Below are 23,885 nucleotides of genomic sequence, written 5' to 3' on the forward strand. Positions count from 1 at the left end.
AATTCCATGGAACTCACTCCCAGAGACAAAGACAAACTGCTGCTGTTCACCGCCGCCCTGCTGGCCGAACGCCGCAAAGCCAAAGGCCTGAAACTGAACTACCCCGAAGCCATCGCCCTGATCAGCGCCGAAATCATGGAAGGCGCCCGCGAAGGCCGCACCGTGGCCGAACTCATGAGCGCCGGCACCGAAATCCTCACCCGGGACGACGTCATGGACGGCATTGCCGACATGATTCACGAAGTGCAGGTGGAAGCCACCTTCCCGGACGGCACCAAACTCGTCACCGTCCACAATCCCATTGTCTAAGGAGCAGACACCATGACCCCCGGTGAATTCCAAATCCGCGACGGCGACATCGAACTCTGCGCCGGCCGCGAACGCATCACACTAGACGTCGCCAACACCGGCGACCGCCCGGTACAAATCGGCTCCCACTACCACTTCGCCGAAGCCAACCCCGCACTCAACTTCGACCGCGCCAAAGCACGCGGCCTTCGACTGGATGTTGCCGCAGGCACCGCCATCCGCTTCGAACCCGGCCAAACCCGTTCCGTCACCCTGATCCCGTTTGTTGGCAATCGGGAAATCTACGGGTTCCGGGGTGAAGTGATGAGGTCGTTGGAGGACACGAAATGAAAATAAGCAGACAAGCCTACGCCGACATGTACGGCCCCACCGTCGGCGACCGCGTGCGTCTAGGCGACACCGAACTGTGGATCGAAGTAGAACAAGACCACACCCACTACGGCGACGAAGTGAAATTCGGCGGCGGCAAAGTCATTCGTGATGGCATGGGTCAGAGCCAGCGCTGCGACGATGCCGTGATGGACACCGTCATCACCAACGCCCTCATCCTCGACTGGTGGGGCATCGTCAAAGCCGACGTGGGCATCCAGAAAGGCCGCATTGCCGCCATCGGCAAAGCCGGCAACCCCGACACCCAGCCAGACGTCACCATCGTCATTGGCCCCGGCACCGAAATCATCGCCGGAGAAGGCAAAATCCTCACCGCCGGTGGTGTGGACCCCCACATCCATTTCATCTGCCCCCAACAAGTGGAAGAAGCCCTGATGAGCGGCATCACCACCATGCTCGGCGGCGGCACCGGCCCGGCCACCGGCACCAACGCCACCACCTGCACACCCGGTGCCTGGCACATGGGCAAGATGCTTCAGGCCGTTGACAGCCTGCCCATGAACATCGGCTTTTTGGGCAAAGGCAACGCCAGCCTGCCCGAAGGGCTCGAAGCACAAATCAAAGCCGGTGCCATCGGCCTAAAACTGCACGAAGACTGGGGCACCAGCCCGGCCAGCATCGACAACTGCCTGACCGTGGCCGACCAGTACGACATCCAAGTGGCCATCCACACCGACACCCTGAACGAATCCGGCTTCGTGGAAGACACCCTCGCCGCATTCAAAGGCCGCTGCATCCACACCTTCCACACCGAAGGCGCGGGCGGCGGCCACGCACCCGACATCATCACCGCCTGCTCCAAGGATTACGTACTGCCGTCGTCTACCAACCCGACCCGGCCCTACACCGTAAACACCGTGGACGAACACCTCGACATGCTGATGGTGTGCCACCACCTGGACCCCAACATCCCCGAAGACGTGGCCTTCGCCGACTCCCGCATTCGCCGGGAAACCATCGCCGCCGAAGACATCCTGCATGATATCGGCGTGATCTCCATGATCTCCTCCGACTCCCAGGCCATGGGCCGGGTAGGCGAAGTGGTGTGCCGCACCTGGCAAACCGCCCACAAAATGAAAGTGCAACGCGGCCTGCTGCCGGAAGACCAAGAACGAGGCGCCGACAACTTCCGCGCCAAGCGCTACATCGCCAAATACACCATCAACTCCGCCATCACCCACGGCATCGCCCACGAAGTCGGCTCGGTGGAAGTGGGTAAGCTGGCGGACTTGGTGCTGTGGAGCCCCGCGTTCTTTGGCGTGAAACCGGCCACCATCCTCAAGGGCGGCATGATTGCGGCCGCCCCCATGGGTGACCCGAACGCCTCGATCCCCACACCGCAGCCGGTGCATTACCGCCCCATGTTCGGTGCCTTTGGCAAAGCCGCCAGTGCCACCCGCCTGACCTTCGTCAGCCAGGCCGCGCTGGACGCCAACATTGGCGAAGAGCTGGGGCTGGACAGCCCGTTGTCCGCCTGCAAAGGCGTGCGGGGTGTGCGCAAGAAAGACATGAAGCTGAACGACGCGTGCCCGCACATCACCGTGGACCCGCAAACCTACGAAGTACACGCAGACGGCGAGCTGCTCACCTGTGAGCCCGCCACCGAACTGCCCCTGGCCCAGCGCTACCATCTTTTTTGAGCCGGGAATTGGAGAACGGATTATGTTGGAACTGACAAAACGTCTTGGCGATGCGCACCACGCCGGAATCGACCCCCGCGAGATTCTGGATAACCTGACCTTGCCCTACGAGCTGCGCATTCGCGGCCGTTTACGGGCCACCACCGAAACCAAGGTAGACGTAGGCCTGTTTCTGGATCGCGGCCCGGTGCTGCGCGACGGCGATCTGCTGCAAGCCAAAACCGGCGAGATCATCCGCATCCGCGCCGCAGAAGAACAGGTGGTCACCGCTCGCATCGAAAACGGCCAGCCACTGGCGCGCCTGTGCTACCACCTGGGCAACCGCCACGTAACGCTGGCCATCGGCATGGACGAGCAGGGCGCCTACGTGCGCATCACCCCGGACCACGTACTGGAAGAACTGGCGGAACGTTTGGGCGCAACCCTGACCCACCACACCGCCCCGTTCGACCCGGAACCCGGTGCCTACACCCAAGCCGGGTATTCACATGGGCACGGTCACAGCCATTCACACGATCACGACCACGGGCACAGCCATGGCCACCGCAACGAACATGCCCACTGAGGCCGCAACCCCGCAGGTGAGTGATCTGGCATTGCTGGGCCTGATGCAACTGGTCAGCCCGGCATTGCCGATCGGAGCCTTTGCGTGGTCCCAAGGTTTGGAAAGCGCCTTTGAATTGGGCTGGGTGAACAACGAAGCTGAACTGGCCCAGTGGATTGAGGGCGTACTGGAAGACGGCCTAAGCCGCTGCGAATTACCGCTGCTGGTGCGCCTGCAAAACGCCTGGGCCAAAAGCAATGCCGAAGTGCTGGCGCAGTGGAACGACTGGCTGCACGCCACCCGGGAAACCGCCGAGCTGAGCGACGAAGACACCCGCCTTGGCGCTGCCCTAGTGACCCTGCTGCGCAACCTGGAGCTGCTGCCCGAGCCACACCTGATACCGGAAGACCCCGGCTACATCACCATGTTCGCCTGGGTTGCCCACAAACGGCATGTGCCCGTGCGCCAAACCCTGCTCGGCTTCGCCTGGGCCTGGCTGGAAAACCAGCTCGCCGTGGCCTGCAAAGCGCTGCCCCTCGGCCACACGGCCGCCCAGCGAATCATCGAAGAACTGCGGCCGAAATTGGCAGTAGCCGTAGACGCTGCGCTGGCACGAAACGATCACGAACTCGGGCCCATCCTGCCGGGATTGGCGCTCGGAAGTGCCTTACACGAAACACAGTATTCACGGCTTTTCAGAAGCTGAAGACACATTGAGGAGACATAGCCATGACACATTGTTTGAGAGTTGGAGTCGGCGGCCCGGTAGGTTCTGGTAAAACCGCCTTGCTGCGCCAGTTGTGCAAAGCCCTGCGCAACCACTACAACATCGCCGTAGTCACCAACGACATCTACACCCGGGAAGACGCCGACTTCCTGCTACGCCACGAAGCGCTGGACGCAGACCGCATCCTCGGCGTGGAAACCGGCGGCTGCCCGCACACCGCCATCCGCGAAGACGCCTCCATGAACCTGGCGGCCATTGATGACTTGCAAAATCGCCACCCGGATCTGGAACTGGTGCTGGTGGAATCCGGCGGCGACAACCTCTCCGCCACCTTCAGCCCGGAACTGAGCGACCTCACCCTGTACGTGATCGATGTATCCGCCGGCGACAAAATCCCCCGAAAAGGCGGCCCCGGCATCACCAAATCCGACCTGTTGATCATCAACAAGATCGACATCGCCGAACAGGTACACGCCTCCCTAGACATCATGGAACGGGACAGCAAAAAAATGCGCGGCGAACGGCCCTTCGTGTTCACCAACCTGTACGACGGAGTAGGGCTGGAAACCATCATCAGCTTCATTCTCGAACGCGGCATGCTGCCCGAACGACGCCCCGAAAAACTGGCCAAAGAAGCCTGAGCAACCGCATCAAATAGATATTAGAACCACCAGGAGCAACACCATGAAACTGACTTCAAAACTACTCACCATCGCCGCGCTGCTGACCGCCTCCGCATCCGCCATGGCCCACCCCGGCCACACCGAAGGTGGTTTCACAAGCGGCTTACTGCACCCCATGCTGGGCCTTGACCACCTGCTGGCCATGGTCGCCATTGGCTTTTGGAGCGTGCGCCAGAACAAACTCATGAAAAACGCCACCCCGGCCTTCGTAATCGGCGGCATGGTAGGTGGCGCAGCCCTGGCATGGGGCGGCCTGAGTGTGCCCGGCGTTGAAACTGGCATCACCTTCTCGGTACTGGTAGCCGGTATCCTCATTGCCACGCTGGCGAAACTGCCCACCGCTGTGGGTGGCACCCTAGTTGGCGCCTTCATGTTGTTCCACGGCTTTGCCCACGGCGCGGAAATGCCAGAAGGCGCAACACTGGCTGCGTACCTGACTGGCTTCTCCATCGCCACTCTTGCGATCACCCTGGTTGGACGCGGGCTGGGTGGCCTGATGCTGAAAGCGGACAGCCGCTTTAGCCGGGGAGTTGGTGGTGTGCTGGCGGTTGCGGGGGCGTATTTGGCGGCGGCTTGAGCCGACTGCTAACTCATAGAAAGGCCCGTCATAATTGACTGCACCACAAATCCCTCCCGAAACCTCAACAGCAAATTCGTGCAACTGTCGCGAATTTGCTGAATTTCAGATTGACTATATAGGAAGTTTCCTGAAAATTAGGTAGTGTATGTTTACATACAATGGAACTTGCCGCTGTTAGGGACGACAGATGGATTTCTACCTGCTGTTTCAGTCTTTTTTAAACCTCTCTCGTCTCTTTTACCGTTGGTTTTTCCGGGATCCTTGTTCGGAGCTTTTGATCGTAGGTGGTTTTCGCGTGCCTTTGAATTTTGGAGGCTTTGTAGAAGGCTCTGCGCCAAGATCATCGTCTGTACATCATTACTGCAATAAGGAAGAGGTCACGCGACTACATCAGGGTGGCGTAGAGGTGCTTGCAAGATGCTGATTATAATGAATAAACGATATAACAAAATTTAGGGTAGGCGCGGATAGTGGAAGTCACTTTTGTGCAATAACGAAGCGGTCTATCTATTCAATGTTAATCACTTAGGAGGTCATAGTGGCATCACCACTGTCCGATCTCGACGAGTTGGTTCTTAAATGTCGAGACTTAAAAGCAAAAAATTACATAAAAGAAGCAGTGGCATGCTACAAGGTTGGTGCTTTTCGATCTGCCATCGTATCAACGTGGATTGCTGTATCGTTCGATATTATTGACAAGCTGAAAGAGCTTTCGCTAGCCGGTGACAAAGAGGCAGAAAAACAGATAGATCATTTCGATAAAGCTCGCAGAATAGGCGACATTTCAACATCTCTTAAATTTGAGCGAGACATCCTATCCGTTTGTCGAGATAAGCTTGAGTTAATTTCTCCAGTAGAATTTATTGATTTGGAGCGACTGCAAGAAGATCGAAACCGATGTGCTCATCCCTCGATGACTTCTGATGGGGAAGTATTTAATCCGTCTGCCGAGCTGGCAAGGATGCACATACGATCAGCCGTTGAGCATTTACTTCAATTTCCTCCTGCTCAAGGGAAGTATGCGCTTGATTCATTGACGGCTGAAGTTGAATCAGAATACTTTCCCACAGATTTAAAGAAAGCAATCATCGCGTTTGAAAATAGCCCTCTTAAAAAAGCTAGAAATAGCTTGGTAAGGAATTTCACAATAATTCTTTTGAAGAAGCTAATTAACGAAGAGCAAGATGATTACAAGGAAATCTATAAGATTGCTACAGCGCTTAATGCGGTAGAAAGTTTGCATAGAGACACATTCAGTGAAACCTTGAAGGAAAAACTCTCGACGATTATCAGAGCATTAGAATAGAAGAACTTAGATCGGGTAATTCCACTTATTAGCAACGTAAAAGATAGTTGGACGTACTTTGACCAAGACGTGAAACAGAAAATTGAGTCATACGTCGAGAACTTACCGAAGGAACAGTTTGATGATCTGGAAACGATTCTTTCTATCAAGGACTTAGTGGCGCCAGCAGAAAGAAGGATTCGCCGAGCGACGCGGGCGGAACTCGATAAACCTCTATTCTTTATTGTTCCACACCAAATCAGTGAACGGATAATAGAACTCTACGCCGAGTCTAGATCTTTTGACCAAGCAAATAGTTTTGCATCTACGGTCATAAGGTACGCAGGTGATTATACACGCGACCAAATTCGCAAAATCATTGTTGCTTGTGGTGAAAACGATCAGATTGAGTATAGTTTTGAGGTCGGCACAGTGATAAGTGCCCTTAGGAAAAACAAGAGCGTAGACGACGATGAAATAGACGAGTGGTTGAGGGAGGCCGACCTCAACAAATTCGCTAGAGTGGAGGATGAAGAGCCGGAAGCCGAGGATTAACAAGTGCAGGCATGGCGAAACACACTGCATTGCCCCTTCGGCTCCGTTCCGGGGGTGCGCATGCTGCAAGCGATAGGGGTTTTCTACCACAAGGAAAGTTATGGGTGATTTTAGGTTTAAAATGGAAGGGCCAGCCTTCAACGAAGGTATACCCTTGCCGGTGGCACTTTCTTCACTCCAAGAAGTACAGGCTATATTCGATAAGACGTATCTAGTACTCAATGGTGGCCATAAAATTACCAAGAAAGACAGAGATTCGTTTTACTTGAAAACATTCAACATTAAGCACGGGTCTTTAGAGTCTGACCTTCAAATAATTTATGAGGTCGCTCAATATACATTGCCTGCAATTGCAGCTTATACACCAAAAGACGTTTGGGATCTTACGCAGCAGGGTTGGGATTTCTTAAAATTTATTTATGGGCTTGCTGCAAAAGGAGAAAAGCCAATGTATGAGGCAAAAGATAATGCCACCATAAATGTTTTTCATGGTGATAACGTAAGAGTTTATAACGCACCAGTTGTAAAAATTGGGGAGCTCTCAGTAAACCATTGGCGCGCATTAAATCATAAGCTCAAAGAGGGTCATATTAATAATTATTCAATGGGAAACCCAGAAGACCCTGAAATAGAACTGAGCAGTGAATTTAAAAATATATTTGATACGCCGACACATATCGATAAAATTCCAGTAGAAGTGCCTTGTGATATATTTTATTTTAATAAACGTAGCAACGCTGGCAAGCTTACTGTAACCGGCGGTACAGAGATTTCTGAAGGTGATTATTCGTTTTCTGTAGTTGGTGATCAGGATCGTATTGAATATATATCATCAATGGCAAAGCCTGAAATAAAGGCACTTGTGTTAAAAGAGATATCAATTGATCCGCTGGGGGAAACCAAGATCAAGAGGTTGCATATAATGGAAGTATACATCTAACAAACACATCAAAAATCGCTACACTTCGTTCCGCTAGACGCACCTAACGGTGCGCTTTTATGTGGGCGTTAAGCAGAATAGGAATATTATTTTATGTATGCCGTTCTGATATATGGATTTCCCTTAACTCTTCTCGGCTTTGAGTGGGGGTTGAGGACTATGATAGGGGTTGATTCGTTCGGATTTACAGGGCCAACTCTTGCCGCAGCGGGACTGACATTTTTAATGCCCCTTGTTAAACCTAAACAGAAGAAAATTTCTGGTCACGAAGGTTATGTGGTTACGACAAAAGCAGATGCTACTCTTATCCCACTACTATGGCTGTTTGTCTTGGCTTTTCTGTTTTTTTGGTCTTGGTCATGTTATGTCTCTGTTAAGCTGCCAGACCATACGACGCTTGGTTTGCCTAGCCATTTGGCAATTGGGAGTGGCATTTACATTGTCAGCTTAATTCTAACGGCGGTTAAGGAGAAAGTGTGATGGAAGATTTTCTGACTTTGCTTGCCGCTGGTTCATTGATATCTGCAGCTGCATTTATAACAAAAAATCTGGTTTCAGAAAAGCTATTGAATTTTGTAAATAAAGAAATTTCTATTTCTGATAAACGTGGCAAGAAAACGAAATTTTTTGTTAAATTCAACACGCCGGACGAGGAAGTCTTTAAGCTACTGGATCGAGAGCTAGAGTTTGAGAAAAAAGTAAAAAATGCTCTGAATAAATATATTCGTAGTCACAAAGAAATAGATCTAAACCTTTCTGAAGAAAGTACGTTTGACTTTTTAGTGTCCTCTGAAGATAAAAAAATTGGATTTGAAGCGAAGTCGAGTATAAACAGCTTCAAGGCAGAATGGATACGTGATTATTTTAATGAAAATAGTGAGATCTCAGAGCTTATCATGGTTGTGGAGTCAGAGGTTCCTGATAATATCTTTAATGAAATTAAACACAGTGAGTTAGGAGGAAAAGTAAAATTTGTTTCTTCTCCTCAGGGAACTAATCTTAACCAGTCGATAGAAAATATTTTGAACTCCGAGCTTCCTAAGCTTCAGCTTAACAAAAGTTTACTGCGGACAAGTCGCTGAATTGGGCGTTTGGACATCCATAAAGACCTGATTTAGAACTGACAAAGGACGGCAAGTAATGAAATGGGCTTTCATCGACTACGAGAATGTAGGAAATCTCGGCAAGGTCAACCTCACAGAGTATGAGCGGGTCATTGTATTTCTCGGTGCCAAGCAGCCCAAGCTGGACTTCATGGACACGAAGTACGATAAACCGATCAATATGGTGGTCATTCAGCTAAAGGCCACACAGGCGAATAACCTCGATTTCCACCTTGCCTATTACCTCGGAAAGTTCGATGCTCAGGCCGACCGAGCGGTGGCGTTTGAGGTGATAAGCAATGACTCCGGATTTTCGCCATTGATTGCCCACATCAAGTCCAGCGGGCGGGTCTGCAAGCAGGTGAAAATTGCCGGTGCGTCTGGTGAAACTCAGAAGCTGATCAAAAACTTATCTGCCAGGCCTAAAGAGAAGCGACCTCAAAAGGTTACAAGCCTTCGCAACCACATCGCTTCCCACCTTCGGCTCCAGGGAAACGAGGTAGCTATTCAGAAAGCTCTTAATCAACTGGTGCAGGCTAAGTTTCTGAAGGTGTCTGATACCGGCGTGGAGTATTTGGCCTGAAGGCAAAGCCGGGCCAATTTTATTTTGGCGTGGGCACTTAAAGGATATTGGTACAGGAGACGCAGTAATGCCCGATTTCAAAAGAATGGCCGGGGAGAAACAGGAGTCACAGGTTTCCTATTTCCTTGACCGGTACTTCGGCAGTAACGATAACTACAGAATCCTCAATGATCTTGTGATTGAGGTGAATGGTTTTAACTCTCAGATCGATCATCTGGTTGTTTACAAAGCCGGATTTATAGTCGTTGAAAGTAAAAGTATACAGGGCTCGGTGCGCGTGAATTCTCTGGGTGAATGGGAACGATCCTACAAAGAGGAATGGTTTGGCATTCCCTCCCCGGTGCAGCAGGCCGCAGTGCAGATTGATAATCTCAAGGCTCTCCTTCGGGAAAATAGCTCTGAGTTGCTCGGGAAACTTCTGGGCGTGCAAAAAGGCTTTGGTTTACGCCAATACAAAACGGTGATCGCGATTTCCAGTTCTGCGCGGTTAGATCGTGACGATATCCCGGCTGATATCTCACAACATATCGTTAAAACCGAGTTTCTTGTCGATAAGATCAAAGACCTCACCCAAGCTGCGAACAGCGGCCTGAAAAGCTTCGCCAAAAGTGAGCCGCGCTTTACAGCAGACGAGATGGATAGGATCTACTCGTTCCTGAAGAACTACCAGCGGTCTGGTGAACCAGTACCAGTAACGGACACCAAACCAGTCGCTGAGCACGCGGAAGTGCCAAAAGCGCTTGGCCAGGATTTCGTAACAGTGAGCTGTAAAAAATGCGGTGAGACCGATGCTCTCACGGCGCAATATGGACGCTTCGGCTATTATGTTGTGTGCGCCAAGTGCTCAACAAATACGGCCCTCAAGCATGGCTGCCCCGCGTGTGGCTCAGCTTCTACCAAGACCCGAAAATCCAGATCTGATATGTATCTGGATTGTCAGTCTTGCCAAAAGAGCATCCCGTTTGCGGTTAAATGGGGCGATGGGGCTTCTAGTTGAGAAAACTGGGGGAGGCGGTTTGCTTTCCCCAAATATGCAAACAGCCCAACCATGAGTGTTCTATGAAATTCCTAATCCTCGCCATTTTCGCAGCCATCACCGCCTTCCTAATCTGGCGCAGCAAACAAAACACCGATCCCACCGAGCAAGCCTGCGCCATCGAAATCGGCAACTTACTCAAAGCCGATTCCGATGCTTCGCCGCAAGCCATCGCCGATATCTTCATGAAGCACGGCATTGATCCTTCGCGCTGCCAAAATGTTGGCGCAATGGTGATGCCGCAGTTACGCAAAAATGGCCTAAAGCCGGAAGATGCTCGCATCGTGATGGGGCAGGTGAGGGCGGCTTACCCTCTCGTTCGCTAGGCCGTTGTTCACGCCTGTGAGGATGTGAGCAATGCCTGCACCTCGTCGCCAAGTGCCACCTCGCCCCCGTCAACCACACGCGCGGTAATGCCGCCGTGCCCGCGCATGGCGTTATAGCCACCGGGCCCAAGCGTTGTCTCCATCTTGCTGCAGGGGTGGCATTGGCCGGTGTATTCCAGCACCACGCTGCCAATCCGGAACGTTTTGCCTTTCAGCGCCAGCAGGTTCAGGCCAGAGACGACGATGTTGCGCCGGAACACCTCGGGTTCTATGGCTTCTCGCTGAAGGAAGGAGCCAATGGTGTGAAGGTGTTCGTGCTGAATCAGGGTAACTTGGCGTTTGCTGGTTTCGCGCCCTGTGAATCGGTCGCCTTCCAAGCCCGTGCCTGGGGTGATCGCCACGCGCTCGATTGCCTGCATGGGCTCTCCGCGAGCGGGGCGGATGCCAATCCATTCGACGCGTCCGCGTTGGGGAAGAGTGTCTAGCAGGGTTTGGAGTGGGGTTGGTTCAGGCATGAGGCAGTGCTCGCACGCAGTTGCGGAACAGCTCCGCCGAGAAAAACCGGTGTTCCCCAGGCTGTTCTGCCACCAATAGCTGGCCGCCAGACTCCTTGATGCCGCCTTCGATCATTAGGTTATCGCTCATCTCGAAGTCCTCAATGGCGTGGCCATGTTCATCTTGGTCGGTCGCTCCGGCGCGGTCGAGATAGTTCCGGCTGTCTAGGGTGAATCCGAAAGCGGGTTTGCCCTGGCCAATCATGTAGCCGACTTCAAACACGGTGCCTGGGTCTGCGCTGATGCCCCGAAAAGGCGTGAGGTTAGCAATGATGGCATCGCAGCTGTCCATCAGTTCGCGGTTGGCTTGGTAGATTCGGTGGCCGCGTTCGGGTTTGGCTTCGTGTTCTGAAAACGTCAGAGCGGTGTCCAGCGGGTCTACGCCTTCATATCCGGCTTCCTGAAGCATGCGCTTTTTCTCGGCCACGATGGCCTTGTGTTCTTCGGCGGGGAAGAACACTTCGGGGCCGGCGAGGTAGATGCGTTTTGGTGTTGTCATGTGAACACAGGCTCTCACTTCAGTAAAAGGACAAGTCTACTCGTCCAGTACCAAGTCCTCATCCTGTGAGTTTGCTATAGATTCCGTTTTTGTGATCTTTGGAGGCGGCGGTGTCCAAGCTTTTAGCAACTGGCCTGCTTCCTGATAAAAGTGCGGAACTGCTTTTTCTAATTCCTCAACAAAAACTTTCCTGCCACTGAACTTTCCAGCTAGGTCCAGTTCGTAAACGACCTCAAGTGTCGTTGCCGCAGTTTTTGATGTGTCCGATTCCAGTAGCTCAGGTGAATCTCGTAAATCTTTCAGTGCTTGATAAGTGGTTTCTGCTTTGCCTGGTCGAGTTGCTCGAATGAAGAATCCGGCGGGCTCGGTTTTCTTCAGTTGGCGCAGAAGCCAGTTCACTCGGGCTTTGGTGCTTTGCTTGTCCTTGGGTGCCGCAAGGCGCATTGAACAGTAGATCATTCTTCGTTGAAGGTCAGCGGTCACTTCCAGATCTGCCGCCGCGTTGATGATGCTGAGTGCACAGGTGAGAATTGGTGTTTTGCAGAAAGCCTCGGCATCGTCTTTTACTCGTTTGGCGGGGTCCAGACGGTGTTCGTTTTTCAGCTTCAGTGACACATCGCTACCGGTTAAACGGGACATTATAAGGCAAAGATCCCGTTGTTCCTGATGCCAGGCTGCAATCGTGTTCTGAACTTCATCACTGGCTTTGGCTAGTGGAGCATTGCTCTTAACTTTGTTGACGACGTCTTTCCATTCCGCATTCATCTGGTCAAAGTGGCTGATGCCGGAACGGTCGCTTTCGAGATAACGGAGTATCTCGCTGAGGATGAACACCTGGTCTACGTCTTCAACGCTGTCGTTTTTGAGCAGAAGCTGGCACTGGGTACGAATAAAGGCCCAAGACCAATGAAATAGCTCCACAGACTTGGTGGCGTTTTTCGGAAGCTTTACAGGGTGGTGAGTCGGTAGGGCTGCAAATTGGTTGGTGATGGTGATCACAGCGTCTAAGCCGTGGGTTTTCGCCTGCTGGAGGTAACGGGATACCTGTTCCTCACCGATGGTATCGTTGTTCACTTTGGCTTCAATCAATGCTCGCCACTCGCGCCGCCCAGTGCGGAGAATCAGGAGTCCGTCCGGCCGGTCTTTCTGTTTGGCTGCCTTCTTGTCTTCGTTCTGGAAAACCACTTCGGTCCAGGCTTCTAGGGTGGCGGTTGTGCCCACTCGGACATTCAACGATTTGAGCAGTGCCTGGCGTAATTCGAGTACTGAGCGCAAGCCCGCAAGTAAAACGGAGACGGATTTCTGTTCTCGGGCGCTGTCTGCAGCTATTGGGATAAGTCGAGCGGGTTCCCCGCCAGTGAGGAATTCAGGACGGTTGGTCACGGCTAGCTCCATGCTTTTATTAGATTTAGGTTCCTATTCAAGCGTAGCAGTGATTATTCTTTTTGCCTCAGTACGGAGTCAGAATTTAACGGTGTGACCTGTCATCGTCCATATTTGCATCAAGTTTCCCGAGGCCGCGTGGTACGGGGCTTATGAAGGGTTAACCCTAGGTTCCCAACACAGTTATCCACAGCTTTTGTGAGTAAAGTTCGTGGCAGTTTTGAGTTCAGCCGCCCGGTTAGGCTTGGTCGTCTATACTCATCAAGGGCGTGTGAATAAGGGGGAGCTATGATGCGTTATCTTACGGTTCTGTTATTCACGGTGTTTTTTGCAAGTAGTGTTTTCGCCAGCCATTGTCCTACGCTGGTGCATAAGATTGATGAACAAATGAAGATGGTTCAATTGGACAGTGCAACGGAAACCCGGATCAAGCAACTTCGGGATCGGGGTGAATTGCTGCACAAACAGGGTAAGCACACCGAGTCTGTAAAGGTGCTTAATAAAGCAATCGATGAGCTGGACGCTGCGATGTAACTATTCCAGTACGCTTGGCCAGTTCGCGTCCGCCTGCTGAATGAGTCTTTCGGGGTCTGCCAGCCATAGGTTTTAAAGAGTCTGGTTGTAGCTCAGGAGCAGGCGGCCGTCCCTGTTGCCTCCGCACGACAGTCCCGCAGCTTATCGCGTTGCTTGATTTCTCTTCTTATGCCCTGATTATTCCTACAACTAACCAATCAGAGGCAGATGCATCATGACTAACGTTCGACACCTGGTATGTCCCCATTGCGACAAAGTGAACCGTGTACCTGCCGACAAGCTGTCAGCCGGCGGCAATTGTGGTGCCTGCAAACAACCGCTGTGGCCAGATCAGGTTCTGGAGTTGACGGACCAGAGCTTTGCTGCCCACACAAAACGCAGCGATGTGCCCGTGCTGGTGGACTTCTGGGCCAGTTGGTGTGGCCCGTGTAAAGCGATGGCTCCCCAGTTCGAGCAAGCTGCGAGAGACTGGAATGGGAAAGTGCGCTTTGCCAAGCTGAACACCGAACAAGCGCCTGGCCCGGCCGGTCAGTTTGCGATTCGCAGCATACCCACCCTGATTCTGTTTCAGAACGGCCGGGAAGTCGCCCGCCAAAGCGGTGCCATGAATCAGGCGCAGATCAATCAGTGGCTGCAATCGCAAGGTGTTCGTTAATTGTTTTTAACCTGTTGAAATATAAATAAAAGGTAAGGGCGCGCTCTCGTGTGTTTCTGATAATCTCGAATGGTTCAAAACTGACAAGTGCCTGATGGGGCGCTGGAGAACTGCTCTCCTGCCTTTCATCTCGGGCAGTTCAGACCAGCTGAACCAGGGGATTTACATCATGAACATGAAATCACTGCTCGTTTTTTTGTCTTTGAGTGCGGCCTCATTGGGTGCCGTTGCCGATGACACCGCCGATGCCGCGCTGGGTGGCGGTATTGGGGGAGCAATTGGGGCTGCCATCGGCAACGAGGTAGGCGGCAGAGATGGCGCTATTCTCGGCGGAGCCGTTGGTGCGGCAACGGGAGCAGCCATTACCACCAAAGATCACAGAGAACACGATCGCGATTATGATCACCGTCGTTATGACTACGACGATCGCCGGTCCTACAAGAAGTCTCGTGGCCATTTTTGCCCACCGGGCCAAGCAAAGAAGGGCAACTGCTGAAACGCGACAAGCCTGCTATTTGATCTGTGTGTCCAGTCCTAAACTAAGTTGACGGTTTTAGCATCAATTTCCCCGAGCCCCCATGGCACGGGGCTTTTGCAGGGTTAACCCGAGGTTCCCAACACAGTTATCCACAGCTTTTGTGAGTAAAGTTCGTGGTAATACCGGTTAATTCATAAGCCAGTACTAACCAGAATCTGTTCTACTTGTTAGGTTGGTACATCGAAGCGTTCGATTAGCTGGACGCTCCGAGGTAACTATTCCAGAACGCTTGGCCAATTGGCGTTGGCCTGCTGAATGAACCCATCGGGGTTCTTCAGCCATCGATCCTGTATGGACTGACTGTAGTTTAGGTACAGGCGGTCGCCCCGGATGGTCCAGTGTTGTGGATCACCTTTTGCAAGGTAGCCCTGGGCAACCGCCCAGGCACAATAGCCGCCATAGACGGGTGCAAAACGTTCCGGGTTGGCCTCGAAACGCGCTAGGTTTTCTGCGTTCGCGAAGCGCCAGGTCGCGCCCTGAAACTCCGTGGTGTAGTCGCCCGAGCCTTTAGTGGCTTTTCCCGTCTCGAAGTAGCTCACCGTGTCGTAGCCGCCCGCGCCCGTGTTGCTCAGCAAGCCCGTGTAAACGGCAGGTTCCGCCGCAAATGCGCCAGTCGCCAAAAATAGTACGAAGGTGATGAGTGCCAGTCGTTTGTTCATGTCGGTTTCCTCGAAGGATGGTAGGCTTCGCCCCAGCGGCACGTTTATGTCCCTGATTATCCTGTTTGACCGGCAGGGACTTAGCATGTTCCCGCCCCAGGCTCTGCAAGGAGATATGCCTTGTATCACCAAGGAGGCTCTGGGCCTTCCTGCTCCTGCTGAGACGGATTCTCTATATCCATATAGCCTTCGCATATAGGCCATTTTTGCATCAAATCTCCCGAAGCGTTGTGCCACAAGGCTTATGGCGGTTTAACCCTAGGTTCCCAACAATGTTATCCACAGCATCTGTGAGTAACGTACGTGGGAATACCGGTTTACCCATAGCCTGCTGCTGACCAGAATCCCCCGCCTTACGTATTTAATCGCTTGCTCATTAACGGGCCTGGGCGTAACGGGAGCCCCTATGAAAGCTGTACTTGATGTTTATCTGAATACTTCGTTGGTGCTGCGCATTGGTATTGCGCTGGTTTTGGGTTTGGTTGTGGGTCTTGTCGGCGGACCGGTGGTGGCCGAATGGTTGAACCCGCTAGGGGAGCTGTTGCTCAAGCTGTTGAAGTTTCTGATCGTGCCGATTGTGCTGTTTACGCTGATGGTGGGCATCAATCAGGCCAATCTTTCCAGCATGGGCCGTGTGGGCCGGAAACTGCTGGGTTTCTACGTGCTGACTTCGGCTCTGGCCATTGCGGTGGGGCTGGCTGTGGCTTCCGTATTCGAACCGGGTAGCGGTCTGGAGTTGACGTCTTCGGCCACGGTTAAAGTGCCGGAGAACCCGGGCTTTGTTCAGGTACTGCTGAATATTGTTCCCGCCAATATTGTGGAGGCCTTTGCCAAGCCGAACTTGCTGGGGGTTATTTTTACCGCGATTGTGTTTGGTGTTGCGCTGCTGAAACTGCGGGAGTCAGACGCTCACCGGGAAGCCGCCGGCAAAGTGTATGACGTGGTTTCTGGCCTGAACGATGTCACGATGAAGGTGATGGCCGGGGTTCTCCAGTATGTGCCGATTGGTGTGTTTGCGATTGTGGCCAGTACCGCTGGTGAGCAGGGTATGGCGACGATACTGGCTCTGGGGGATATGGTGTTGGTGTTGTACATCGCGCTGGCGGTGCAGCTGGTGGTCTACGGGGTTTTGATGCGTCTTAATGGCGTTGGCCTGGCTGGCTTTGTCCGTGAGGCTCGGGCTCCGGTCGCCACGGCCTTTGCTACCCAGAGCAGTTCCGGGACTCTGCCCCTGACTCTGAACGCAGCCCGTCGTATGGGGATTCCCCAGCGTATCTATGGTTTCAGTTTGCCGCTGGGCGCCACCATCAATATGGACGGGGCGGGTATCCGCATTGCCATTTCCGCGGTCTTTGCCGCAAATGTGGTGGGAGTGCCTCTGGACTTCGTCACCATGCTGGAAATTGTGCTAATCGGCACTCTGGCCTCCATCGGCACCGCCGGTGTGCCGGGTGCGGGTATCGTCATGATTGCCACGGTGTTCGCCCAGGTGGGGCTGCCCATTGAAACCGTGGCCCTGCTGGTGTCCATTGATGCCCTTGTGGGTATGGGGGCTACCGCGATGAATGTCACCGGGGATCTGGTGTGCAGTGCCGTCATTGGCCGTTCTGAGGAGAAGCATGAGTCTGTGGCGGCAAGCCCGGTTGAACCGGAGAATCAGCTGTCCTACAACCATGGTCAGGGATAGCCTCGAAACGCGCCTTGGCTAACTGCCGGAAGGGAAGATTCGCTCTGCGATCAATAGCAACAAGCTGATCGGCAGAGGCAAGGTCGTCCCTTCGCGGTTTTGAGCAAGTAACCTAGTTTATTCTATAGAATGGACGGTTATAGTCGAGGCTGGTTGGCCGCTGCGCCGGCGAATCGCCATCGCCTTCGGCGGTGAAGAGAATATTATTATTGATGTAAACGATGGTGTATTCGTCGATCTCCCAGTCGGCGCCATTGTATTGAGTAACATGCGTATCCAGCTCGGTCGCGGTGATTCCAGAACCTAACACAACATCTGCTCCCAAGGTGAAGTAGCCTGATGAGGTAGGGTTTGGAGCCTCCGGTAACGGGATAGTGCAACCGCTATCGGTGTAGTTCTCGATACTGGTGCTGAACGTGCCGCGGGTGAAGGTTACCGTCACGATGTCGTGGTGTACTTCGCCCTGAACCGGTCCACACTGCTTCTTCCAAGTGCCTTCGAGTTTGGTGATTTCATCGCTAGGAGGGGGGATTTTATCGCTAGTAGGGGTGTTTCCGTCGACTTTGTCTAGGTCGCTTCCGCTCCCTCCGCCTCCGCAGCCGGCCATTAATGCCGAAACAAGTGTGAACAGTGCAATCCTTTTCATAGTTGTGTTTCCTTACGATATTGTCCGGTTGGTCTACTGTTATATCATAATTGCATAAGGCGAATAGCGGCAACAGACTGGGAAAATAAATATGTATTGATTTTCCCAGTCTGCAGTCAGCGTCATAGCTGGCTATAATGGCGTACTTCTAACCGTCGCAGAGAATCTTATGCAAATCGAAAAGAATAAAGTGGTTTTGTTCCACTACAGTGTGCGTGATGAGCAAGACAAGGTTGTTGAAACCTCCCGTGACGGCCGGCCGAGTGCCTATCTGCATGGCCACGGCGGCGTTATTAAGGGGCTGGAAGAAGCTCTGGAAGGGCGCGAGGCTGGCGAAGTCTTTAGTGTGACCGTCACGCCTGATAAAGCCTACGGGCAGCGCAAACCCGATGCCATTCAGCGGGTGCCGGTGAAGCATTTGATGGGCGCCAAGCGCTGGAAACCGGGCATGATCGCCCAGGTGAAAACCGAGCAAGGCCCACGCCATGTAATGGTTGCCAAGGTTGGCCTCAAGTTTGCCGATGTGGATACCAACCACCCGATGGCTGGTAAAACCCTCACCTTTGATATTGAAATCATCGAAGTACGCGATGCCGATGCGGAAGAGATCGCACACGGTCACGCCCATGGGCCTGGTGGTCATCACTGATCAGATGCAGCGGGTCACGGTTCGTGGCTTCAATTCTGTAGTAGTCCATTAATACCCGCTGCACCATCGCTGCTGCTACTGTTTCCTGAACAGGCAAAACAAGCACAAGGAGACAGCGATGAGCGGGAAGACGATTCTGATGATTACCGGTGATTTCACCGAAGATTACGAAACCATGGTGCCGTTCCAGGCGCTGCAGGCCGTTGGTCACACGGTTCATGCCGTTTGCCCGGACAAAAAAGCGGGCGATACCGTTGCCACGGCCATTCATGATTTCGAGGGCGATCAAACCTACACCGAAAAGCCGGGCCATCGATTTGCTCTGAATGCGGATTTTGAGGGGCTGAATCCAGCAGATTATGATGCGCTGGTAGTGCCCGGCGGCCGCGCACCGGAGTACTTGCGCCTCAACAAGGATGTGCAAAACCTGGTTCGTCATTTCTTCGAAACCAACAAGCCGGTGGCGGCGGTCTGCCACGGTGCCCAGCTGTTGGCCGCAGCGGGAGTTCTTGAAGGTCGCAAATGCTCTGCCTATCCGGCCTGCCAGCCAGAGGTGGAGCTCGCCGGTGGCACTTTCGCCGATATTGCGGTTGATCAGGCAGTAACCGATGGTAATCTGGTAACAGCGCCCGCATGGCCCGCTCACCCGGCTTGGCTTGCGCAGTTCTTCAAATTACTGGACCAATAACGTATTAAGGGCCGGCCCGCCGGTCCTGAAGTGTTTTCAGGGAGGCCATCATGTGCAAGCTGTTTATCAACGCAGACCCGGAGCTTTGGGTTAGTCGTACCCGCTCCCTGCGCATTGACGGCATGGTCACCAGCGTTCGGATGGAACAGGCCTTTTGGCAGGTACTGACAGAGCTGGCGGAACGGGATGGCATGAACCTGCCGCAGATGATTACCCAGCTTTACCATGAATCCATCGATGCGGGCCACGACCTAGGCAATTTCACGTCCTTCCTTCGGGTTTGTGCCCTCCGCTATCTCGAGCTGCAAATGAGCGGCGACGTTCCCAGGGATACCCGGGTACCGATTGCCTCGCTTGATGCAGACCGCATTCTTGCTGGCGAATCCACTAAGCCGATTCTGTTCGACGTGGTGACGAAAGCGAAGCACTGATCCCGAGATGAAAAACGGAGCATCATCGAGGGGGTAAAGAGGGGCGAGCTGGCTGCGGCCTCGTTGCCAAGGGCTGTCTGGAAGACTAGATTAGAAGTCTGGAAGACGTGAACGAGGCAAGGCCAATGAAAGCGCTCTTTTTGATCATTGCTTACCTTGTTGCCGTCACATTCCCATTGATCTTGTCTGCCTGGGTCGGAGGGCCGCCTCGCCAGTTCCACCAGGAGCTGGCGTCTGGCCTTGGCATCCTGGCGTTCTCCATGGTTCTCATGGAATTCATCCTGTCGGGTCGTTTTAAGGCCATTTCAAAAGGCGTCGGGATGGACGTAACCATGCGGTTCCACCAGATGATGGCCCGCACCGCATTGGTCTTTGCGTTGTTGCATCCGTTTCTTTACCAAGGAACCCCATCGGGTGGGCAGCGACCGTGGGACCCGTCGCGCGAATTGACGATCACGACCGATTTTTCTGCTCTGTCGTCCGGCATTGCCGCCTATCTGCTTCTTCCAACGCTTGCGCTACTGGCCATCGGGCGCACCCAGCTGGACTACAAATACGAGACGTGGCGCCTTTTACACGGGATTGGCGCTCTGTTGATCGCGGCTCTACTGTTGCACCACACCGTATATGCAGGGCGTTACGGAGCGCAGCCGGTGATGACTTGGGTATGGCTGGCGATGACGGGAGTGGCTGTGGGGTCGCTACTCATTGTTTATCTGCTGGTTCCGCTTCTGCAGAAAGCGCGGCCCTGGCGGGTGACTTCCGTAGCCCAATTGACGCCACAGCAATGGGAATTAACCGTAAAGCCGGACGGTCATCGAGGCCTTGATTATAAGACAGGGCAATTCGTTTGGCTGAATGTCGGTCATAGCCCATTCTCGATGAAAGAAAATCCGTTCTCCATTTGCTCGGCACCGGCGAGTGGGCCGGAGATATCCTTGATGATCAGAGAGCTTGGCGATTTCACACGAACAATCGGGCAGATAAAAGCCGGAGCCGTCGCCTATCTCGATGGCCCTTATGGCAATCTCACCGTTGATGGTCGTGCAGAACCCGGAGTCGCTCTTATCGCGGGTGGCGTTGGCCTTGCTCCGCTGCTGGGCATACTCAGGCAACTGCGCCTGAGCGGCGATTCGCGTAAGGTGAGGTTGGTTTATGGGAATCGGGTGATCGAGCAGATTGCCTATCGTGACGAGCTGGATGCGGACGACGTAATCTACGTGCTGTCAGAGCCGCCCGAAACCTGGCAGGGCGAATCAGGCCTGATCGATGCAGCGCTGATGGATCGAGTGTTTTCAGAGCGGGAGTTCAGCGAATGGCTTTTCGTGATGTGCGGCCCGGGGGGCATGATGGATGTCGTCGAAGATCACCTGATCAATAGGGGCACGCCCTCTCACCGTATTCTGTCGGAGCGCTTCAATTATGATTAATCCAATGAAGCGATTGAGCCCGCGAGGGCGGGTGTCTTTGATCATCTGGGCGCTGAATATTACATTGTGCTTTATCCTTCTCGTTTTTGTGCTTCGTTAATTGATGACTTGGGGAAAATCGGGAAAGCTTTAGTGTCCCCGGCGGACATTACTAAGAGGTTAGACGCTGTTGTGCATAAAATTAACGTTCTGGTGGTTTTATCCCTGTCGTTCATTGCTGGTTGTACCAATGTTGCGAGCGATTCGGCCAGAACCATTCACCCAGCGCCGTCCTCGTCTTTGAAGGAAGACACGCTGTTCGCCGTCGCCAGTGAGTTCTTCTCCGAGGAGGGCTATCAGTGCGATACCAGACATGACCCCAGTGCGCTTTATTGCGCCAAAGAACTTCGAGACCTTTATATTCACCAGACCCAATCGGTTGTGCAGATTTATCCGGGTCAAGGTGAAGCTCGCCCTCATACTTTGGTTGCAGACCGATGGGACGAGGGGCTGATTCCGGGCGAGTTTATTGCCAGTGAGTTCACAAACCCGGATGTGAAGGCGTTTTGTGAGTATCTGCAAGCGCAGGCGTTGGGCAGTTGCCGGTTGATCGAATACTAAAAGGAATGACGAATGACGCTAGGATGGGTAGTAGCAGGTACGATTGGCCAGTTTTTGCTGGCGTACATGATGTTTATGTTGGTGGTGTTCGGGTTCAGTGCCGTTGGTACCACTCACCGGCCCACACCGTTTGATTCCTCGGTGTTAGACTCGGCCCTGTATTCCGTGCCCGCAAGCTGCATTGTCAGTGCGATCGTTGTGATTGTGCTGTATCGCATCGGCGGGGGGAAGTTAGCGTACCTTTGGTACACGGCACCGTTGTTTTTGTTTTCGGGGTATTTGGTGTACATCAAGGTGTTTATTGAGCAGGATGCCAATCTGTAATATCTCACTTTTAACCTTTGCAGAGGACCCTCTGCCTATTCAACGATTAAGCCCTTCCCAATGAGCACTCCCTTCAAACTGCGCCCCTACCAGCAAGAAGCCGTCGAGGCCACCTTGAAGCACTTCCGAAAATCGGATGAGTCTGCGGTGATTGTGCTGCCGACCGGTGCGGGCAAAAGCCTGGTGATCGCGGAATTGGCTCGTTTGGCCAAGCGCAAGATTCTGGTGCTGACTCATGTGAAAGAGCTGGTTGAGCAGAACCACGCAAAATACCAGAGCTACGGGTTAACGGGCGGGATCTTCTCCGCTGGGCTGAAGCGGAAGGACAACCGGCATCAGGTGACCTTTGCCAGTGTGCAGTCGGTTTCTGCGAATCTGGATCAGTTCAAAGATGAATATTCGTTGGTGATCATCGATGAGTGCCATCGGGTGAGCGGCGAGGAAACCAGCCAATATCAACGCATCATTGAGTTGCTGAAGCAGCAGAATGATTCCCTCAAAGTGCTTGGGCTCACCGCCACACCTTATCGCTTGGCTATGGGCTGGATTTACCGCTATCACTACCGGGGCTTTGTTCGCGGTTCGGGTGAAGAGCAGGATAAGCCCTTTGTGCATTGCATCTACGAACTGCCGCTCAGCTACATGATCAATCGCGGTTATCTCACCAAGCCCGAGTTGGTGAACGCTGCGGTGGCGCAATACGATTTCTCAGCGTTGGCTCAGGACCGTTTTGGTGAATACGCCGAGAAGGATGTGAACGAGTTACTGAGCAAACATCAGCGCGTTACCCGAGCCATTATCGAGCAGGTAATGGAGCTGGCGGCTGAGCGCAAGGCGGTGATGATTTTTGCGGCCACGGTGGCTCACGCGAAGGAGATCACCGGGTATTTGCCAGAGCACGAAACTGCACTGATTACCGGCGCGACTGATCTGGCTGAAAGGGATTCGTTGATCCAGCGCTTCAAGCAGCGGCAGTTGAAGTATCTGGTGAATGTGTCGGTGCTTACCACGGGCTTCGATGCGCCTCATGTGGATTTCATCGCCATTCTCCGGCCGACCCAGTCGGTCAGCTTGTACCAGCAAATCGTCGGCCGTGGCCTTCGCTTGGATGACGGTAAGCAGGATTGTCTGGTGATTGATTACGCGGGTAATAGCGTGAACCTGCATCACCCGGAAGTGGGGGAGAAAAAGCCGGACCCCGACAGTGAGCCGGTGCAGGTGTTTTGCCCGGGTTGTGGGTTTGCCAATATCTTCTGGGGAAAAACCGACAGCGACGGTCGCGTTATTGAACACTACGGTCGCCGCTGCCAGGGGCTGCTGGAGCCTGCGGACGAAGGTGAGTTGTCAGCGCTGGGCGACCGGCCCGAGCAATGCGATTATCGTTTCCGTTTCAAAGAGTGCCCGCACTGTGGTGCCGAGAACGACATTGCCGCCCGCAACTGCCATCAGTGCAAAGGCGCAATCATTGACCCGGACGATCAGCTTCGAGATGCCTTGAAGCTCAAAGATGCGATGGTGATCCGCTGCGCCGGTGTGACCCCATCGGCCAAGGGCGATAAGCTCAAGATCACTTACCATGGTGAAGATGGGGAAGAGCTCAATGAGTCGTTTGATTTCAGTAAGCCGGGCCAGCGCAATGTATTTAATAAGCTGTTCGGTCGGCGTTATGCGAATGGCCAGGCGCCCAAAGAGTTCAAGAAGGCCGAGGAAGTGGTTGAGCTGCAGGCCTTAATGCCAGCGCCGGATTTTGTGGTTGCCCGCAAGCACAAGCATTACTGGCAGGTGCAGGAGCGCATTTTTGATTATCGGGGGCAGTATCGGAAAGCGAATGAGGTCTAGGGACGACCAGCGAATTTGAAGTGGCTGATCTGAAAACTCGTTCTAATATAAACAAAAAAGACTCAGAG

General features: G+C 53.4%; 31 protein-coding genes. 26 read left to right on the forward strand and 5 right to left on the reverse strand.

All coding sequences use genetic code 11. The features are described from left to right. Positions 1 to 6: 6 nt before the first annotated feature. From ureA to ACNQ6O_RS03455, 15 genes are all read left to right on the forward strand, one after another. The gene (ureA, locus tag ACNQ6O_RS03385; protein ID WP_133004693.1) at positions 7 to 309 is read left to right on the forward strand and encodes an urease subunit gamma; all 303 of its coding nucleotides are present in this window, start codon (positions 7 to 9) and stop codon (positions 307 to 309) included. Between the two features lie 12 nt (positions 310 to 321). Beyond that, the gene (locus ACNQ6O_RS03390; RefSeq protein ID WP_418051830.1) at positions 322 to 639 is read left to right on the forward strand and encodes an urease subunit beta; all 318 of its coding nucleotides are present in this window, start codon (positions 322 to 324) and stop codon (positions 637 to 639) included. Then, positions 636 to 2,339: an urease subunit alpha gene (gene ureC, locus ACNQ6O_RS03395; RefSeq protein ID WP_418051831.1), complete on the forward strand. Its 1,704-nt coding sequence runs from the start codon at positions 636 to 638 to the stop codon at positions 2,337 to 2,339. The genes ACNQ6O_RS03390 and ureC overlap by 4 nt, the downstream gene beginning before the upstream one ends. Positions 2,340 to 2,361: 22 nt before the next feature. Continuing rightward, positions 2,362 to 2,904 (forward strand): urease accessory protein UreE, encoded by a 543-nt coding sequence (gene ureE / locus ACNQ6O_RS03400; protein WP_418051832.1) that lies wholly within the window; start codon positions 2,362 to 2,364, stop codon positions 2,902 to 2,904. Then, positions 2,876 to 3,589, forward strand: coding sequence for an urease accessory protein UreF (locus ACNQ6O_RS03405; RefSeq protein WP_418051833.1), 714 nt, complete (start codon positions 2,876 to 2,878; stop codon positions 3,587 to 3,589). Before ureE ends, ACNQ6O_RS03405 begins: the two co-directional genes overlap by 29 nt. Before the next feature lie 23 nt (positions 3,590 to 3,612). Further along, complete coding sequence (ureG, locus tag ACNQ6O_RS03410; protein ID WP_199006169.1) at positions 3,613 to 4,251, forward strand: urease accessory protein UreG; 639 nt, start codon at positions 3,613 to 3,615, stop codon at positions 4,249 to 4,251. A 43-nt stretch (positions 4,252 to 4,294) separates the two neighbouring features. Next, the gene (locus ACNQ6O_RS03415; protein WP_418051834.1) at positions 4,295 to 4,870 is read left to right on the forward strand and encodes a HupE/UreJ family protein; all 576 of its coding nucleotides are present in this window, start codon (positions 4,295 to 4,297) and stop codon (positions 4,868 to 4,870) included. A 541-nt stretch (positions 4,871 to 5,411) separates the two neighbouring features. Beyond that, a complete protein-coding gene (locus ACNQ6O_RS03420; RefSeq protein ID WP_418051835.1) occupies positions 5,412 to 6,179 on the forward strand; it encodes a hypothetical protein in 768 nt (255 codons plus the stop codon). A 69-nt stretch (positions 6,180 to 6,248) separates the two neighbouring features. Further along, positions 6,249 to 6,713: a hypothetical protein gene (locus ACNQ6O_RS03425; protein WP_418051836.1), complete on the forward strand. Its 465-nt coding sequence runs from the start codon at positions 6,249 to 6,251 to the stop codon at positions 6,711 to 6,713. A gap of 100 nt (positions 6,714 to 6,813) precedes the next feature. After that, a complete protein-coding gene (locus ACNQ6O_RS03430) occupies positions 6,814 to 7,653 on the forward strand; it encodes a hypothetical protein (RefSeq protein ID WP_418051837.1) in 840 nt (279 codons plus the stop codon). 93 nt (positions 7,654 to 7,746) lie between these two features. After that, complete coding sequence (locus ACNQ6O_RS03435; protein ID WP_418051838.1) at positions 7,747 to 8,133, forward strand: hypothetical protein; 387 nt, start codon at positions 7,747 to 7,749, stop codon at positions 8,131 to 8,133. Then, positions 8,133 to 8,735, forward strand: a complete 603-nt coding sequence (locus ACNQ6O_RS03440; protein ID WP_418051839.1) for a hypothetical protein — start codon at positions 8,133 to 8,135, stop codon at positions 8,733 to 8,735. The genes ACNQ6O_RS03435 and ACNQ6O_RS03440 overlap by 1 nt, the downstream gene beginning before the upstream one ends. A 58-nt stretch (positions 8,736 to 8,793) precedes the next feature. Further along, complete coding sequence (locus ACNQ6O_RS03445; protein WP_418051840.1) at positions 8,794 to 9,339, forward strand: PIN domain-containing protein; 546 nt, start codon at positions 8,794 to 8,796, stop codon at positions 9,337 to 9,339. 67 nt (positions 9,340 to 9,406) lie between these two features. Continuing rightward, on the forward strand, positions 9,407 to 10,336 hold the full coding sequence (locus ACNQ6O_RS03450) for an NERD domain-containing protein (protein WP_418051841.1): 930 nt from the start codon (positions 9,407 to 9,409) through the stop codon (positions 10,334 to 10,336). A gap of 62 nt (positions 10,337 to 10,398) precedes the next feature. Further along, entirely contained in the window at positions 10,399 to 10,701 is a 303-nt protein-coding gene (locus ACNQ6O_RS03455; protein ID WP_114334317.1) for a hypothetical protein, read from the forward strand. Positions 10,702 to 10,709: 8 nt separating this feature from the next. Here the strand turns inward: ACNQ6O_RS03455 and ACNQ6O_RS03460 are convergent, their stop codons facing one another. From ACNQ6O_RS03460 to ACNQ6O_RS03470, 3 genes are read right to left on the reverse strand one after another with little or no spacing between them, the layout of a single operon-like run. Next, a complete protein-coding gene (locus ACNQ6O_RS03460; RefSeq protein WP_418051842.1) occupies positions 10,710 to 11,216 on the reverse strand; it encodes an MOSC domain-containing protein in 507 nt (168 codons plus the stop codon). Then, positions 11,209 to 11,754, reverse strand: coding sequence for a nucleoside 2-deoxyribosyltransferase (locus ACNQ6O_RS03465; protein WP_418051843.1), 546 nt, complete (start codon positions 11,752 to 11,754; stop codon positions 11,209 to 11,211). Before ACNQ6O_RS03465 ends, ACNQ6O_RS03460 begins: the two co-directional genes overlap by 8 nt. A gap of 36 nt (positions 11,755 to 11,790) precedes the next feature. Then, complete coding sequence (locus ACNQ6O_RS03470) at positions 11,791 to 13,137, reverse strand: hypothetical protein (protein ID WP_114334725.1); 1,347 nt, start codon at positions 13,135 to 13,137, stop codon at positions 11,791 to 11,793. A 288-nt stretch (positions 13,138 to 13,425) separates the two neighbouring features. Here ACNQ6O_RS03470 and ACNQ6O_RS03475 point away from each other — a divergent pair, with 288 nt between their 5' ends. The 3 genes from ACNQ6O_RS03475 (at position 13,426) to ACNQ6O_RS03485 (ending at position 14,822) form a co-directional block, all read left to right on the forward strand. Further along, a complete protein-coding gene (locus ACNQ6O_RS03475) occupies positions 13,426 to 13,671 on the forward strand; it encodes a hypothetical protein (RefSeq protein ID WP_418051844.1) in 246 nt (81 codons plus the stop codon). A 214-nt stretch (positions 13,672 to 13,885) separates the two neighbouring features. Then, positions 13,886 to 14,326, forward strand: a complete 441-nt coding sequence (trxC, locus tag ACNQ6O_RS03480) for a thioredoxin TrxC (RefSeq protein ID WP_418051845.1) — start codon at positions 13,886 to 13,888, stop codon at positions 14,324 to 14,326. 169 nt (positions 14,327 to 14,495) lie between these two features. Further along, positions 14,496 to 14,822: a hypothetical protein gene (locus tag ACNQ6O_RS03485; protein WP_418051846.1), complete on the forward strand. Its 327-nt coding sequence runs from the start codon at positions 14,496 to 14,498 to the stop codon at positions 14,820 to 14,822. A gap of 257 nt (positions 14,823 to 15,079) precedes the next feature. Here the strand turns inward: ACNQ6O_RS03485 and ACNQ6O_RS03490 are convergent, their stop codons facing one another. Continuing rightward, positions 15,080 to 15,523: a YHS domain-containing (seleno)protein gene (locus tag ACNQ6O_RS03490; protein ID WP_418051847.1), complete on the reverse strand. Its 444-nt coding sequence runs from the start codon at positions 15,521 to 15,523 to the stop codon at positions 15,080 to 15,082. A 406-nt stretch (positions 15,524 to 15,929) separates the two neighbouring features. Here ACNQ6O_RS03490 and ACNQ6O_RS03495 point away from each other — a divergent pair, with 406 nt between their 5' ends. Continuing rightward, positions 15,930 to 17,210, forward strand: a complete 1,281-nt coding sequence (locus ACNQ6O_RS03495) for a dicarboxylate/amino acid:cation symporter (RefSeq protein ID WP_418051848.1) — start codon at positions 15,930 to 15,932, stop codon at positions 17,208 to 17,210. A gap of 112 nt (positions 17,211 to 17,322) precedes the next feature. Here ACNQ6O_RS03495 and ACNQ6O_RS03500 read toward each other — a convergent pair whose 3' ends face one another. Further along, positions 17,323 to 17,856: a hypothetical protein gene (locus tag ACNQ6O_RS03500; RefSeq protein ID WP_418051849.1), complete on the reverse strand. Its 534-nt coding sequence runs from the start codon at positions 17,854 to 17,856 to the stop codon at positions 17,323 to 17,325. 169 nt (positions 17,857 to 18,025) lie between these two features. Here ACNQ6O_RS03500 and ACNQ6O_RS03505 point away from each other — a divergent pair, with 169 nt between their 5' ends. The 7 genes from ACNQ6O_RS03505 to ACNQ6O_RS03535 all read left to right on the forward strand — a co-directional run bounded on the left by ACNQ6O_RS03505 (position 18,026) and on the right by ACNQ6O_RS03535 (position 23,817). Next, a complete protein-coding gene (locus tag ACNQ6O_RS03505) occupies positions 18,026 to 18,505 on the forward strand; it encodes an FKBP-type peptidyl-prolyl cis-trans isomerase (protein WP_418051850.1) in 480 nt (159 codons plus the stop codon). A gap of 118 nt (positions 18,506 to 18,623) precedes the next feature. Beyond that, positions 18,624 to 19,193, forward strand: a complete 570-nt coding sequence (locus ACNQ6O_RS03510; RefSeq protein WP_418051851.1) for a DJ-1/PfpI family protein — start codon at positions 18,624 to 18,626, stop codon at positions 19,191 to 19,193. A gap of 50 nt (positions 19,194 to 19,243) precedes the next feature. Next, positions 19,244 to 19,624 carry a ribbon-helix-helix domain-containing protein gene (locus ACNQ6O_RS03515; RefSeq protein ID WP_418051852.1) on the forward strand — a complete coding sequence of 127 codons (381 nt, stop codon included), beginning with the start codon at positions 19,244 to 19,246 and terminating at the stop codon, positions 19,622 to 19,624. 125 nt (positions 19,625 to 19,749) lie between these two features. After that, on the forward strand, positions 19,750 to 21,054 hold the full coding sequence (locus ACNQ6O_RS03520) for a ferric reductase-like transmembrane domain-containing protein (protein ID WP_418051853.1): 1,305 nt from the start codon (positions 19,750 to 19,752) through the stop codon (positions 21,052 to 21,054). A gap of 171 nt (positions 21,055 to 21,225) precedes the next feature. Continuing rightward, positions 21,226 to 21,654: a hypothetical protein gene (locus ACNQ6O_RS03525; RefSeq protein WP_418051854.1), complete on the forward strand. Its 429-nt coding sequence runs from the start codon at positions 21,226 to 21,228 to the stop codon at positions 21,652 to 21,654. A 12-nt stretch (positions 21,655 to 21,666) separates the two neighbouring features. Beyond that, on the forward strand, positions 21,667 to 21,978 hold the full coding sequence (locus tag ACNQ6O_RS03530) for a hypothetical protein (protein WP_418051855.1): 312 nt from the start codon (positions 21,667 to 21,669) through the stop codon (positions 21,976 to 21,978). Between the two features lie 60 nt (positions 21,979 to 22,038). Continuing rightward, on the forward strand, positions 22,039 to 23,817 hold the full coding sequence (locus tag ACNQ6O_RS03535) for a DEAD/DEAH box helicase family protein (protein ID WP_418051856.1): 1,779 nt from the start codon (positions 22,039 to 22,041) through the stop codon (positions 23,815 to 23,817). The last annotated feature ends 68 nt before the right edge of the window (positions 23,818 to 23,885 follow it).

It is taken from the genome of Marinobacter sp. SBS5 (genome assembly GCF_048285575.1).
In the GTDB taxonomy this organism is placed as follows: Bacteria; Pseudomonadota; Gammaproteobacteria; order Pseudomonadales; family Oleiphilaceae; genus Marinobacter.

Coding starts and splice junctions, on each gene's coding strand:
- ureA (WP_133004693.1), top strand. CDS start 7: ATGGAACTCACTCCCAGAGACAAAGACAAACTGCTGCTGTTCACCGCC.
- ACNQ6O_RS03390 (WP_418051830.1), top strand. CDS start 322: ATGACCCCCGGTGAATTCCAAATCCGCGACGGCGACATCGAACTCTGC.
- ureC (WP_418051831.1), top strand. CDS start 636: ATGAAAATAAGCAGACAAGCCTACGCCGACATGTACGGCCCCACCGTC.
- ureE (WP_418051832.1), top strand. CDS start 2,362: ATGTTGGAACTGACAAAACGTCTTGGCGATGCGCACCACGCCGGAATC.
- ACNQ6O_RS03405 (WP_418051833.1), top strand. CDS start 2,876: ATGGCCACCGCAACGAACATGCCCACTGAGGCCGCAACCCCGCAGGTG.
- ureG (WP_199006169.1), top strand. CDS start 3,613: ATGACACATTGTTTGAGAGTTGGAGTCGGCGGCCCGGTAGGTTCTGGT.
- ACNQ6O_RS03415 (WP_418051834.1), top strand. CDS start 4,295: ATGAAACTGACTTCAAAACTACTCACCATCGCCGCGCTGCTGACCGCC.
- ACNQ6O_RS03430 (WP_418051837.1), top strand. CDS start 6,814: ATGGGTGATTTTAGGTTTAAAATGGAAGGGCCAGCCTTCAACGAAGGT.
- ACNQ6O_RS03435 (WP_418051838.1), top strand. CDS start 7,747: ATGTATGCCGTTCTGATATATGGATTTCCCTTAACTCTTCTCGGCTTT.
- ACNQ6O_RS03440 (WP_418051839.1), top strand. CDS start 8,133: ATGGAAGATTTTCTGACTTTGCTTGCCGCTGGTTCATTGATATCTGCA.
- ACNQ6O_RS03445 (WP_418051840.1), top strand. CDS start 8,794: ATGAAATGGGCTTTCATCGACTACGAGAATGTAGGAAATCTCGGCAAG.
- ACNQ6O_RS03450 (WP_418051841.1), top strand. CDS start 9,407: ATGCCCGATTTCAAAAGAATGGCCGGGGAGAAACAGGAGTCACAGGTT.
- ACNQ6O_RS03455 (WP_114334317.1), top strand. CDS start 10,399: ATGAAATTCCTAATCCTCGCCATTTTCGCAGCCATCACCGCCTTCCTA.
- ACNQ6O_RS03460 (WP_418051842.1), bottom strand. CDS start 11,216: ATGCCTGAACCAACCCCACTCCAAACCCTGCTAGACACTCTTCCCCAA.
- ACNQ6O_RS03465 (WP_418051843.1), bottom strand. CDS start 11,754: ATGACAACACCAAAACGCATCTACCTCGCCGGCCCCGAAGTGTTCTTC.
- ACNQ6O_RS03475 (WP_418051844.1), top strand. CDS start 13,426: ATGATGCGTTATCTTACGGTTCTGTTATTCACGGTGTTTTTTGCAAGT.
- trxC (WP_418051845.1), top strand. CDS start 13,886: ATGACTAACGTTCGACACCTGGTATGTCCCCATTGCGACAAAGTGAAC.
- ACNQ6O_RS03485 (WP_418051846.1), top strand. CDS start 14,496: ATGAACATGAAATCACTGCTCGTTTTTTTGTCTTTGAGTGCGGCCTCA.
- ACNQ6O_RS03490 (WP_418051847.1), bottom strand. CDS start 15,523: ATGAACAAACGACTGGCACTCATCACCTTCGTACTATTTTTGGCGACT.
- ACNQ6O_RS03495 (WP_418051848.1), top strand. CDS start 15,930: ATGAAAGCTGTACTTGATGTTTATCTGAATACTTCGTTGGTGCTGCGC.
- ACNQ6O_RS03500 (WP_418051849.1), bottom strand. CDS start 17,856: ATGAAAAGGATTGCACTGTTCACACTTGTTTCGGCATTAATGGCCGGC.
- ACNQ6O_RS03505 (WP_418051850.1), top strand. CDS start 18,026: ATGCAAATCGAAAAGAATAAAGTGGTTTTGTTCCACTACAGTGTGCGT.
- ACNQ6O_RS03510 (WP_418051851.1), top strand. CDS start 18,624: ATGAGCGGGAAGACGATTCTGATGATTACCGGTGATTTCACCGAAGAT.
- ACNQ6O_RS03515 (WP_418051852.1), top strand. CDS start 19,244: ATGTGCAAGCTGTTTATCAACGCAGACCCGGAGCTTTGGGTTAGTCGT.
- ACNQ6O_RS03520 (WP_418051853.1), top strand. CDS start 19,750: ATGAAAGCGCTCTTTTTGATCATTGCTTACCTTGTTGCCGTCACATTC.
- ACNQ6O_RS03530 (WP_418051855.1), top strand. CDS start 21,667: ATGACGCTAGGATGGGTAGTAGCAGGTACGATTGGCCAGTTTTTGCTG.
- ACNQ6O_RS03535 (WP_418051856.1), top strand. CDS start 22,039: ATGAGCACTCCCTTCAAACTGCGCCCCTACCAGCAAGAAGCCGTCGAG.